The organism is Pseudalkalibacillus sp. JSM 102089 (genome assembly GCF_041366475.1).
Lineage (GTDB): Bacteria > Bacillota > Bacilli > Bacillales > Guptibacillaceae > Guptibacillus > Guptibacillus hwajinpoensis_B.
Map to the genome: position 1 here is coordinate 77,969 of NZ_JBEWYW010000002.1, position 13,086 is coordinate 91,054.

The window sequence follows — 13,086 nt, forward strand, 5'->3', positions numbered from 1 at the left end:
TGGTCATGCTCATAAGCTAGTATAGAACTACGAAAGAAAGGATCTCTTGATTAAAAGGAGAAGAGAGTTACTAAGAAATGTCCTAACGAGGTGAAAGAGAAATGATGTTTTCTGAAGTTAATCTGGACAATCTCTCAATTCAACAAATTACTTCATTCATGTTCGATAGCATTGTAGATGATGGAAAAGATGGAGAGTGCATTCTCGTTTTTGGTGCAAAAACGATTCATCGCGTTCAAAAAGCAGCCAGACTATATCATAACAAGCGCGCTCCAAAAATTTTAGTTTCCGGATCTGCAGCAAGATGGGGTAAAGAAGAAGAGTCAGAAGCCATTTGGATGAAAAACCACTTACTTAACTTTGGCGTACCCGAGGAAGATATTCTTCTCGAACTCGAAGCAGCTAATACGACCGAAAACGTCATTGCTTCACTTATGGTACTTCAACGGTCATTTGGTCTGAATCACATCAATAAACTTCTGATTGTGAGCTCCCCCTATCACATGAAAAGGTGTCACTTAACTCTCACCACCTATATGCCGGACTGGATCTCCTATACTCTCTGCCCCGATGACAGAGAATCTGGACAGGGAGACAACTGGTGGAAGAGTGATAGAGAAAACGCTAGAGTCATGAAAGAACTTCACTCCATGCAGAAGTATATAAAGAAAGGCATTTTGAAGGATCTACCTTTCCAATAGCAAAAAAAACCGCTAGTCGGTTTCTTTTTTGTCATACGTGCAATTGTTCACGGTACTGAGATGGTGAAAAACCTGCTTTTCGTTTAAACACTCGACTAAAATAATTAGGGTCCTTATAACCAACATTGAAACAAATTTCTTTCAGGCTCTTTGAAGGATCAAGCATTTCTCTTTTCGCTGCTGTAATTCTAACTTCTGTAACATAATCAATAAACGTCATACCACTTTTGTCTTTAAATAATTTGCTTACATAATAAGGACTAAGATCAACATGATCAGCTGCTTCTTCAAGTGTTAGCTGCTCATGAAAATGTGTGTGAATATATTGCTTCACCTGTTCAAGACGATCTCCTCCATGAAGAGAACGCCATGTTTGCACACTCTCATTCAATTTCCGAAGCTTTGCTCTGGCTAGATTTCTCGCCTCATTCTCGCTTTCCGCTTGAATGTACTTGTAGGAGGTTAAGAAAATTCCGTTATTTTGTAAAATTCGTTCTGCAACAAGAAAGAGCTCGTTCACCTTTTGAACAAATATAGCAGGCTGTTCACCTGAAATCATACCAAGATACACTTCAAGTTCTTGCATCGCTTTTGTGAAATCACCATTGTTAATGGCGTTGATCACGATAGACTCCTGCTCCTGAGTTCCGCTCTGGCGCGGTACGTTAGGAGTCTTACTTTCTTGATAAAAGGCATATGTGACCTCTCGTTGAAAGTCTAGTGTATTTACCGCATGAAGTGCTTCGCGATAAGATTCAACAAATTGATCCGCTTCCTGATAAGGTCTCCCAACGCCGATACATACGACCTCTTGGAAATCCTGATAAAATTCATGAAGAAGTTGTCTTAACGTAGGCTGTAACTTCGCTTTTAATCGTTTATCCTTCTCCAGAAGATCTTCACTAAAAAGAAAACAGGGTAAATACCTATCATCCCTCACTCCAATCATCGCCTCACCAGGCATGTTGGATTTCATTTTTCCTTTTACCCACTGAACCATTTCATTGACGATCGCTTTTCTTTCCTCAGGAAATTTAAAGATAACCGCATACCCAACTGTCGTCTGAAAGCCTAACAGCTCACTCCACTCTGAAGGACTAAACTCAGTGACATGATCCATTAGGATCGCGTTCATCCACTCTCCTTCTAGAAGATGAACAGCTTTTGTAAGCTGTGCTTGTACATGATCTTGCTTCTCGGCTTCTACTCGTTCATTTTCAATTTCGGCTGAGATACGCGTAATGGCGGAGAAGATCTCTTGCTTTCCCCCTGGCTTTAGTAAATACTCTTTCACTCCCTGCTTCATCACTTCGCGGGCATAGTCAAACGTATCGAACGCGGATAGCATGATAAATTTTATTTCGGGTTGATTTCTCTTTATCGTTTTCACTGCTTCTACCCCATCGATACCTGGCATTTTAATATCCATAAAGACAATCTCGGGCTGAAACTTTTCGGCTAATTCAATGGCTTCTCGTCCATTTTTCGCTTTCTGAATGGTGACGTGATCTCCATATTCTCTTTTAATCATCAATTCGACCGCTTCACGCTCTAACTGCTCGTCATCTACAACCATAATCCTAAGCAAGCTGTTCATCTCCTCTCATCTTCGTATAAGGTAAATTCAGACGAACGGTCGTACCTGAACCTTTTGTGGATTCCACCGTCATCGTGCCTGTTTCCTGATAGTATAATTCAATTCTTTTTTTCACATTTTGCATGCCAAGCCCCGTCGAATGTCCTTGTCTCTTCTCAGAAATCGATCGTCGGTCATTGAAGAGAAGCTGTGTTAGTCTTGCTTTTTCAATTCCAACACCATTATCTGCCACCTCCACAACAACATCATTTTGATCAGAATAGACCCGAATGACGATTTCTCCCCCTTCTTCATACGACTCCACTCCATGTATAAACGCATTTTCCACGATCGGCTGAAGCGTTAAGACAGGAATCATGCAATCAAGAATCTCTTCGTCTGCCACTATGTTAAACGTAACCCTTTCACCAAATCGTGACTGCTGGATAAAGAAATATTCTCGAACAATATTCAGTTCTTCTTTTAATGTGACATCTTTCGCTAAATTTCCTAGATTGTAACGAAGAAGAGCGGCCACAGATTCAATGAGCTCACTCGTTTGATCCGCGCCTTCGATATAGGCACGTCTCGAAATCGTATTTAACGTATTAAAAAGAAAATGTGGGTTGATCTGACTTTGAAGACTTTTGAGCTCCATTTCTTTCAACAGCTGATCTAACTCTGATTTCTGTTTTATCTCTTTAATTAATCCTCGGATGTTCTCCTGCATGCGATAAAAAGTATCCGCTAGTAGCTGTAGCTCATTTCTAGATCTCACAACTACTCTATTCGCAGTAAAGTCCCCTTTTGATAGCTTCTTAGCTGCTGCTGCAAGCTCGTGTATGGGCCTTGTGATACCTCTCGAGAACCAAAATGCCATCAACAAACTAAATAAAATCATCGAAACGAATAATGATATGCCCATCCACTGCAAATACGTACTCTTTTCCTCCATCTGGTTGTAAAACATGCGATAATCCGTTAGCTCAGAATTAATTAATGTTAACGTTGTTTCTTGGATAAATGCTGAGATTTGGGCAGCTTCATTTAAATGACCTGAATATTGATTAATATCCTGTCGCTGAAAAGCTTGTACTGTAATATCACATTCTAGCAGGAAGCTTTCGATCATATTTTCATAATTCGTGACGGTTTGATCGTTCGCTTCATTTTTTACCGAGTTAAGAAGCTCATCTTTTTCTTCAGAGAGAATCTTTCGCTCCATGGCGTATGCTTCTAATTCTTTCTGTGTCCGTTCTGTTAGAAAGGTATTCATCGCCTCATACACTTTATTTGTTTGCTGTGATATCTGGTTCAGCACGATAAAGCGTTCAAAGCTCGTATGGTAATCATCAATTGTCCGTTGACTGCTATGAAACAAATAGAAAGCGACACCATTCATTAAAATGACGAGCATGGTAAAAAAGAGAATAAATTTGCCCTGGATTTTCATGGTAGTTTAATCCCTCCCGGCGTCGTTCTTTCTAGTTGCTTTAAATCTTTTTTTCTCAATACTTCTGTCTTCGTATGATGATACGTTGAAACATCCTTTCCTTCGATAATTTGTATCATTAATTCCACCGCGTTATATCCCATCTCATATGGCTTTTGTTCAACTGTTGCTTCTAACTTTCCATCTTTAAGTAGCTGTATCGTCTCAGGAAGCACATCAAAACCAATAACATAAACCTGGTCGGTCATCCCGATGCTTTCAAGAACCTGCACGATACCAATCGCATCAAGAGCGCTCGTCCCATAAAAAGCATTGATTTCAGGATGTGCTTTTATCATTTCGTACGTTTTCTCCGCTGCTTGTATTCGCGTAATTTGTGAGGCATCGATCGCAACAACATCGACGCGATCGCTATTCTTAATAGCATCTTTAAACCCTTCTACGCGAAGCTTTTGATTCGCCGAATCAAACCTTCCCGTAATAATCCCAATCTTTACTTCGTCAATTGTATCTTTAAGAAGCGCCTGACCTGCGAGAAATCCAGCATAATAATTATCTGTGCCTACATATGCCACACGCTTGCTATCAGGAGCATCTGTGTCCACTGTGAGAAAAGGAATTCCTTTCTCTGTGACACGATTGATAATTGTCGCGGATACGTCTTGATTTAACCCCTGTGCCATAATGCCATCAGATTTTGATGCCGCTGCCATCTCAATCGTTTTGATATGCTCTTCAAGGTTCGCTTGTTTTGGCCCTGTGTATTCAAGTGAAACATTGTACTTTGTAGCCGCTTCTCGCGCTCCTTTCTCCACAAGTCGCCAATAATCGTTATCGATCTCTTCCGTTACAAGAACGAAACGATAATCCGGTGCTGTATAAGAGGCTGAAGGGCGATCAGGCGTAATATTGAAAGCCCTTACAGAATAGAGGATAAAAAAAGAAAATGACAAAATCACTAAAAAACCGCCAACAACGTAAATCCAGCGTGCCATCGCTCAACCTCCTTTTTTTGATGGGGGTCAGGTACGTACCTGACCCTCTCAAAAGACACTTGTCCTCGCTCACGAGACTCTCTTATCTTTACGTCATTATATATCGTAGTAGCTACATAGAATCAACTTGTTTTTCATATAAGATTTGCAGCAAAACAAAAAACTGCCTCTATAAACGGTTCTAAAACACGTTGATAGAAACAGCTTTTGTTCATTAACGCCATTGCTTCCACTTTTCCATAAACTGTTGTTTTTTTAACTGAAGTAATGTATTTCCTTCTTTATCTTTATTTTGCTTCTGCCATTCGTAGAAACTTGCAACAGTAATGAGTGTAGCTCCTGCGATTAATAGGTAGGCCCACCATGGCATATTCCCCCAATAAGGTCGCGTTTGCAGAAGAAGGTTCAAAAGAAGAACGCTACATCCGATGACAAAGTATGATTTAATGCGATAGTAAAAACCTGCAAGCACGGAACCAAGGGATAACCCACCAGCTATGATCGCATCATATATTGTATTACTCATCAAAGCATCACCTACAAGAACTGCTGCTACGATTGAAAGAATGCTCCATTCTATGAAACTCATGATTTGCTTGCTTTGATTCCACGTACGCTTTGATAAATAAATCGTTAACGCAATCCATGGCAATACATAAACTTCTGTCACGATATACTTATTGATTTCAATGTGATGAAGGAGCGTGTAATAAGGGACTAATAATGACAGGGCAGTAATGCTTTTCATTACTTTTGCTGCCAAACCAGTCGGCACTCTCCTTACTTGAAGTGCGAAAAAAACAAAGATAAACAGTGCTCGTAACTCATCAGCCCAGAAAGAGTCGAATGTAAGCTCTTGATAAAGATTAAGTACTGTTAAAAGAGCTGTTACGGAGTACCAATCAATATACTTTTCCTTCAGTTGCTTTACTCTAAAGGAATAGAGCCTTATATGAATAAGGAAGCCTGCAGCTAACATCCCTACTGCCACTCCTACAAAAAGAAGCGTTCGCATCTCCATTGTCTCAACGGGGAGAAGAAATACCAGCGTTTGAACGAATAGGAGAGGGATAATCGTGATGATCTGCCAATCAGATTGGTGAATCAAGTAAAGCAGCAGAATCGCATAGAGTAGACCAACACTAAAAGGCAGAGAACTGATTTCACTGTATTCGGTTATAAAAGGAAGAAATCCTAAGATAGCAAATGGAACCGCATACCACTTAATCCTCTCCTTCCACCTTCCACCAAGGAAAAACCAAAGCGCAAACATAATAATACTTGATGCAAACCCTATATACGTGTATGCCTCACCGTCTAAATCAAAAGTATCAACTAACGCCATGTAGAGAAAAGGAAGAACGGTAAAACCTGCATAAAGAAACGTACGAACCTCCCATTCGATTTTCCTTGTTAGAACGGAATAAGCATAAACGAAAAGGCCAACGATATGTAAGACTGGCTCATTCCCCTGCTCTAAAATGGTATAAATAAGAGCGATCGGCAAATAGACATGTCCTAAAAAGAAATAACTACGCTGGATAACAACGTCTTTTTTTCCAAGCGTGTCAGCGATCAAGATCAGCAGAACCGCCCCGATGATCCACTGAAACACTCCTTGAATAGGAAATGCTTCCGCAATAGAAAGATATGCAACCAAAGTAAATAAACTGATCACTGGCCATAACGTCTCTTCCTCTGTGCGCTTAAAGATCAGGTAGAGTATGCCAATAGCTCCTACCAATAGTCCCGAGCGAACAAATAATTCCTCTACCGTCGCGCCGAACAAGAGGAGCAATGCCAATCCATAGAAGCTGACACCAGTCCAAAATACCATTTCCTCCAGGTCTTTTACATTCCTTTTTTGCCAAATAAAATGAGTACCGATAATGAGTAGCGCTGCAATCGCCGTATGGAAGGGCGCACCCAAACTATCTTCATAAAAATCATTTCTCGCTAATAGAGGATAAAGCGCCAACAGCGCAGTTCCCCATGAAATAGAATGCAGTAACGCTCCCGTTTGACGAAGCCATTTCCACTTCCCTTTTTGATAGATCGATAGATGAACAATTCCTAGCATGAATAATAGAATACTTTCTAGCCACCATAGCTCGCTAAGAAGACCAAGCAATAGGGAGAGCATCATAGGACCAAAAGAAACGAAGAGCGATCCAGTTTGAATTCTTTTTGTCACGCTCCATGTATTCAAATAATAGCCACCCACATATATCGTTACGCCAGTAAAAAACAAATGAAGCATCACTGTTTCAACCGATGGATTCGTATAAAGTAAACTTATCGTATACAGTCCTGCTGCAGCTAGAAATAGTGGAGCCAAAAAACCAAAAATTCGATAGCGTGATAGATTCGCAAGATATATATAATTAAGACTAATGAGCAAGTAACCAATCACAAGCAGCCAGGACGGATTATCAAAGCGCAAAATCAAGCCTTTGTATGTGATAAAAAAGAACGCACATAGTGACACAGCACCACTTGTCAGTTGAAATGCTTTTCTCATATATGGATTTTGAAGACGATCCACCGACTGTAAGCCAATGAAAATAAAGCCGACAAGTGCGTATAACATAACGTCCGCGGATTCAAGGAACGAGTGCTCAATTAGCTGATAAATGCCATACACAAGTAAGAACGTAAAGACAAAATGATATTCCTTTTGTTTTCCGATAAAAATCATAGAAAGATAAAGAAAAGCCGTCACGATCACATTAAAACTATAAAAAACGTCACTTTCATAAAAGAACAGTAAGAGCAGCGTTGAGAGAATGAGATTCGCCTGCGCATAGATAGGAAGTTCTTTCGTAAAAAGAGCGAAACTCTTCATATTTTTTGTTCGAGCATAGATTAGGAGCAACAGTCCATTAAAGATCACGATTCCAAGATAAAAGAGATCTACTTGCGGGTTGAATACCTGGATAAAAAAGGCCGCACCGATGCTTAACGTCACAAAAGAAAACCAAACAAATAAACGTGATTGTTGCCGATTTGCTTGCAGGAAATAGAGAGGCAAACAAACCAAAACACCAATAAGACCAAGCACTTCATTCCCATCGCCTCTCACAGATAACCAATCTCCAAATAGTTGAAAATAACCTGCTGAAAATACAACGATAGGCAGAAATAGGCTTCCGAGAACTAAAAAGGAGAAGGCGGTCTTCTCAATGCGAAGCTTATGTCCACTGAGCCAGCTAATCCCAAAGAACACAGCCGCAATTCCGCCAATGAGCGCGGTCTTCATGATCGATGTCATCACATCCCACGTACTAGTGGCAAGTACAAGCGCACCAAGTAACAAGAACACCACACCAATAACCAAAATCCATGTTAAATTTCGATCTCTAAGCTCCTGTGTTGATTTCACTTTCTTTTCTTTGATGGGGTTTGGCGCCTCTGACTTAGTTGGAACTATTTCTCGTGCGACAATAACTTCCTCATGCTTTTCCTCCGCTTCTATAGCGTCGTCCATCATTTTTTGATACGCGTTCGAAACAGTACCGTATGTCTGCTCTGATATGTAATCTTTCACCCTGAGCTTTTGCAGCTCAGATTGAAATGCTTTTTCCCTCTCTTCCTCATTCATTTTTCACACCTCCAATGATTAACAACATTTTCCTAATTTGTTTCTTGCTCTTAGTTTACTCATACTCCTTTCTTCCTTGCAATATGATTCCTTCCATTTTTCTGTTTATTCACAAAACAAAGCGATTGTCCATGTATGGTGGACAATCGCTTGTTTTGTCTTTGAGGGGGGTCAGGTACCGACCTGCCCCCACAAATAACCTTTCTGCTCTAACAATTCTTCATGTGTGCCCTTTTCAATGATTTCACCATGATCGAGGGCGATAATTTGATCTGCTCGTTGAATGGTATTCAGGCGATGCGCGATAATGAAGCTCGTTCTACCTTCCATTAACGCCCAGAGTGCTTTTTGGATTTGAATTTCAGTTCGTGTGTCAATGCTACTCGTGGCTTCATCGAGAATTAAAATCGCTGGATCGGCAAGCACCGCTCTTGCGATGGAGAGAAGCTGTCTTTGACCATGACTAATTCCCCCTCCATCCTGGTTCAATACAGTATCATATCCTTCTGATAACCTAGAAATAAACGTATGAGCATTAGCGACCTGCGCTGCTTTTTCTACTTCTTCATCACTTGCATCGAGTCTCCCGTAGCGGATGTTTTCGCGAACCGTTCCGTTGAAAAGAAACGTGTCCTGAAGAACGAATCCCATGTTTTGTCGCAAGCTTTCTCTTGTCACTTTCGTAACATCATGATTATCCACTTCAATCGTGCCACCATTCAGTTCATAAAAGCGCATCAACAAGTTTACGATGGTCGTTTTTCCTGCACCAGTTGGCCCAATAATCGCAATCGATTCACCTGGCTTCGCTTCAAAAGAAAGATTCGTAAGCGTCGAACCTTCTTTATCATAGCCAAATGAAACATTTCGAAACGCCACTTTTCCCCTTACCTGTTTCAGTGCTACTGCATTTTCTTCATCCGGACGCTCTTCTTTCTCATCCAAAATAGTAAAAACACGCTCAGCACCTGCAACCGCGGATAGTATCGTATTAAACTGATTCGCAAGATCGTTTAGAGGTCTGGTGAAAAGTCGAGAGTATTGAATAAAGGCTACAATCACACCGATCGAAACCATTCCTTTAAGTGACAGCCAGCCCCCTGCCGCTGCTATGAGTAAAAAGCTTAAGTTATTTAACACGTTCATCAATTTCGGTATAAAACCAGAATAGGTCATCGCCCAGAATCCGGACGTGCGTAGCGCTTCATTTTTTTGATCTAACTGCTTTAGCACGCGCTGTTCTTGAGAAAATGATTTGATAATTTGCTGCCCAGAGAGGGTTTCTTCAATAACACTGTTCATCTCACCAAGATTACGCTGCTGTTCTTTAAAATAATGCCCAGTCCGGTTCGTGATCCACTTCATTCCGAGAAACATAAGAGGAATGATGGTGAACGTAATCAGCGTTAATAGCGGACTTAACCACAACATTAACCCTACCGTACCAACAAGAGTGAGCACACTTGAAAAGATCTGGATCACAGAACTATTTAATGTTCGACTGACATTTTCTATGTCATTTGTTAATCGGCTCATTAGCTCTCCGTGCGTCTTCTTATCGAAGAATGGAATCGGCAAACGATGCAGGTGATGAAATAGATCTTTCCGCATTCGATAAACCGTTTCTTGTGCAATCCCAATCATCCAGTAGTTTTGGAGAAAAGTAGCGGCAGACTGTAATACGTACACCCCGACTAATAGTCCGAGAATGAGCAGTAATCCATTTAAATCGGCTGGTACAAGATATTCATCAATTGCAATGCTCGTTAGATAAGGCCCAAGAAGGCTAAATCCTGAACTAAAAAGAACCATCACAATGACGACGAAAAGCAATCCTTTTTGCATCGATAAATAGCGCCAGATGCGTGCAACGGTTCCCCTCAAATCATCCGGTCGCTTTCTCGCTTGTTTCTTAGAGGGTTTGTTTTTTGAGCCCATTGGACGCCTCCTCTCCGTACTGAGAGACATAAATCTCACGATAAACGTCATTGCTCCGAAGAAGTTGCTCGTGAGTCCCTTCTCCAATAATTGCGCCATCTTCAAGCAAAATAATTTTATCCGCCTCTTTAATTGAACTGATTTTCTGAGCAATTAATAAAATCATGCTTTCACGATGCCTTAACGCTTTTTGTAACTCAGCTTCTGTTTTTAGATCAAGTGCGCTTGTACTGTCGTCAAGAATAAGGATTTCCGGATTACGGATAAGGGCACGCGCAATCGATAAACGCTGTTTCTGCCCTCCGGAAAGGTTAATTCCTTTTTGTCCAAGTACCGTTTCATATTGATTAGGAAGCGTCTTAATAAACGAATGGATTTGGGCTGCTTTAGCCGCTTCTTCAACTTCTTTTACGGTAGCATCTTCCTTTCCCCAGCGAATATTCTCAGCAATGGTGCCGCTAAATAACACGACTTCTTGAGGAACCACTCCTATACGGCTCCTTAATTCATCAATACCGATATCCGTCTCATCCTGTCCATTGAACGTAATGTGACCTTCTACAGGTTCATATAATCTTGGAATAAGCTGAACCATGGATGACTTACCTGAACCAGTCGCACCCATGACACCAATAAATTGTCCTTTCTCTGCAGTGAAATTTATATCTCGCAGTACATCGTCCTCTGAATCAGGATAACGAAAGCTCACATCGTGGAACTGAAGTTTCTCTAACGCTAATGGCTGAACACCTGATGTTTCTTTGGAAGACGTATTTGTATCCAACACTTCCTCCATCCGATAGGCAGAAGCTCTTGCTCGTGAAAGAAGCATCAAAATAAACGAAAACATAGTTAGCGCTACAGTAATCCGTGTGCCATATGTAATGATGGCTGAAATTTCACCAACCTGCGCTGTCCCACCGACCACTTTCACTCCGCCAAACCAGATTACGGCAACAATTGCCACGTTCATAAGAATCAACAGTACCGGCGTAGCGAGTTCAATCAGGCGAAGAGATGCTACCGTTTGATTCATTAAATTCTCGTTCACATTTTTAAATCTTTGTTGCTCATGCTTACTTCGAAGATAAGCTTTAATGAGTCTAACGCCAACTAGATTTTCTCTCATCACGCCATTAACTCGATCAAGTTTTTCCTGTACTGAGCTGAAAAGCGGAACTCCCTTTTTCATTACAAAATAAAGAAAGACAATGACTAAAGGAATCGCGGCTGTTAAAAGAAGGGCGAGGTGTACATCGACAACAAAGGCCATGATCACCCCACCAACTACGAGCAGCGGGGCTCGAACCATAATACGGAGTCCCATAAATACTACGAGCTGTACCTGATTCACATCATTCGTTAGTCTTGTTAAAAGAGATGAAGTGGGGAAGCGGTTAAAGTCAGCAAAAGCGAAAGACTGTACCTTTTCAAAGAGAGCTTTTCTGAGATCAAAGCCAAAATGTTGACTAACGTATGAAGCAAGGTAAGTATTAACGATCGAAGCAATAAATGAGACAACCGTTAAAACGAGCATCCAGATCCCCAGTTTAGTAATGACACTAAGGTTTTCCTTCACAATACCGTTATCAATAATATCCGCCATAAATAGCGGTAGCCAAAGTTCAACAGCTAATTCAACAAGCATTAAAAGGGCCGCTACAATCGCCGCCACCTTGTATGGTTTAATAAAGGATAGTACTTTTTGCATGGCATCCTCCCTCATCCTACATCCTTTTTCTTATTTTTATATTATACAGGATATTTAGGGCCTCGAACAAAAATGAGCTTTTTCATAATCACTACGAATATTCATCGGAAATAATAAAGGCCAGCTCACTTTCGAGCTGGCTTAGAACTATGCTTTATTGCTTTTAGAAACGATCATTTCAAGATCGCCTTCTAGCTTACAATCTTTCATTGTGGCAGGGATGATTAGATGGTCTCCCTGCTTAACAGAGTGAGAGGTTTCTGAAGATGTAATCATGCCTTCTCCACTCAGCACACTAACAAGTAAATAAGGATGACCTTGCGAAAGAGAATATTCTCCATCAAGTTCCCATTTATAAACCGTGAAATATTCCGAAGATACAAGCTCAACCTGGTTTAATCCTTCTTCTTCCGTTACGACAGGTGAGAACGGAGGATCTTCATGCGGAATTGTCGATACATCAACCGAACGTTCAATATGAAGCTCACGTGTGTTTCCATTTACGTCTGTTCGATCATAGTCGTACACGCGATAAGTTGTGTCAGAGCTTTGCTGAGTCTCAAGAATCATCGTTCCGGCACCGATTGCGTGAATGGTTCCGCTTGGCACAAAATAAAATTCACCTGGCTCAATCGGAACACGACGTAGTAAACTGTCCCATTCACCCTTTGCAATCATTTCTTCAAAAGACTCTTTCGACTGTGCATGATGGCCAAAGATCAGTTCTGAACCTGGATCACAATCAATAATATACCAGCACTCGGTTTTCCCATAGGCTTCACCTTCTACTTCTCTTGCATATGTATCACCAGGATGAACCTGAACAGAAAGATCACGATCGGCATCCAGAATTTTAATCAAAAGTGGAAAATGCTCCCCGCCTTCATTCCCGAACAATTCACGATGACTATCCCAAACTTCATTTAACTTCTTTCCTGCAAGCGGACCATTTCTTACCTCACTTGGGCCATTCTGATGAGCTGAAACCCCCCAGCATTCTCCAGTCGTTTCAGTTGGAATCGTATAGCCGAATACATCTCTCAGTTTTGTGCCGCCCCAAAGACGGTCCTTGAATTCTGGCGTTAGAAAAAGTGGTTCATGTTGGTACATA

At 41.1% G+C, this 13,086-nt stretch carries 8 protein-coding genes; 1 reads left to right on the forward strand and 7 read right to left on the reverse strand.

The annotated features are described in order from the left end of the window. Positions 1 to 101: 101 nt before the first annotated feature. Entirely contained in the window at positions 102 to 701 is a 600-nt protein-coding gene (locus ABVF21_RS05175) for a YdcF family protein (protein ID WP_371017626.1), read from the forward strand. Between the two features lie 31 nt (positions 702 to 732). On the opposite strand, the gene ABVF21_RS05180 is transcribed toward ABVF21_RS05175, so the two are convergent. The 7 genes from ABVF21_RS05180 to manA all read right to left on the reverse strand — a co-directional run bounded on the left by ABVF21_RS05180 (position 733) and on the right by manA (position 13,085). Further along, entirely contained in the window at positions 733 to 2,289 is a 1,557-nt protein-coding gene (locus ABVF21_RS05180) for a response regulator (RefSeq protein ID WP_303534167.1), read from the reverse strand. Next, a complete protein-coding gene (locus tag ABVF21_RS05185) occupies positions 2,282 to 3,730 on the reverse strand; it encodes a sensor histidine kinase (RefSeq protein ID WP_371017627.1) in 1,449 nt (482 codons plus the stop codon). Before ABVF21_RS05185 ends, ABVF21_RS05180 begins: the two co-directional genes overlap by 8 nt. After that, positions 3,727 to 4,725 (reverse strand): sugar-binding protein, encoded by a 999-nt coding sequence (locus ABVF21_RS05190; RefSeq protein WP_303534172.1) that lies wholly within the window; start codon positions 4,723 to 4,725, stop codon positions 3,727 to 3,729. The genes ABVF21_RS05185 and ABVF21_RS05190 overlap by 4 nt, the downstream gene beginning before the upstream one ends. A gap of 214 nt (positions 4,726 to 4,939) precedes the next feature. Continuing rightward, a complete protein-coding gene (locus tag ABVF21_RS05195; RefSeq protein WP_303534174.1) occupies positions 4,940 to 8,326 on the reverse strand; it encodes a hypothetical protein in 3,387 nt (1,128 codons plus the stop codon). 171 nt (positions 8,327 to 8,497) lie between these two features. After that, positions 8,498 to 10,264, reverse strand: coding sequence for an ABC transporter ATP-binding protein (locus tag ABVF21_RS05200; RefSeq protein ID WP_303534176.1), 1,767 nt, complete (start codon positions 10,262 to 10,264; stop codon positions 8,498 to 8,500). Continuing rightward, entirely contained in the window at positions 10,239 to 11,975 is a 1,737-nt protein-coding gene (locus tag ABVF21_RS05205) for an ABC transporter ATP-binding protein (protein ID WP_371017628.1), read from the reverse strand. Before ABVF21_RS05205 ends, ABVF21_RS05200 begins: the two co-directional genes overlap by 26 nt. Before the next feature lie 147 nt (positions 11,976 to 12,122). After that, the gene (manA, locus tag ABVF21_RS05210) at positions 12,123 to 13,085 is read right to left on the reverse strand and encodes a mannose-6-phosphate isomerase, class I (protein ID WP_371017629.1); all 963 of its coding nucleotides are present in this window, start codon (positions 13,083 to 13,085) and stop codon (positions 12,123 to 12,125) included. Position 13,086: the final 1 nt, after the last annotated feature.

What these genes read in the sequence shown, in the direction of transcription:
- ABVF21_RS05195 (WP_303534174.1), bottom strand. Translation starts at nt 8,326, where the DNA reads ATGAATGAGGAAGAGAGGGAAAAAGCATTTCAATCTGAGCTGCAAAAG.
- manA (WP_371017629.1), bottom strand. Translation starts at nt 13,085, where the DNA reads ATGTACCAACATGAACCACTTTTTCTAACGCCAGAATTCAAGGACCGT.
- ABVF21_RS05175 (WP_371017626.1), top strand. Translation starts at nt 102, where the DNA reads ATGATGTTTTCTGAAGTTAATCTGGACAATCTCTCAATTCAACAAATT.
- ABVF21_RS05200 (WP_303534176.1), bottom strand. Translation starts at nt 10,264, where the DNA reads ATGGGCTCAAAAAACAAACCCTCTAAGAAACAAGCGAGAAAGCGACCG.
- ABVF21_RS05190 (WP_303534172.1), bottom strand. Translation starts at nt 4,725, where the DNA reads ATGGCACGCTGGATTTACGTTGTTGGCGGTTTTTTAGTGATTTTGTCA.
- ABVF21_RS05205 (WP_371017628.1), bottom strand. Translation starts at nt 11,975, where the DNA reads ATGCAAAAAGTACTATCCTTTATTAAACCATACAAGGTGGCGGCGATT.
- ABVF21_RS05185 (WP_371017627.1), bottom strand. Translation starts at nt 3,730, where the DNA reads ATGAAAATCCAGGGCAAATTTATTCTCTTTTTTACCATGCTCGTCATT.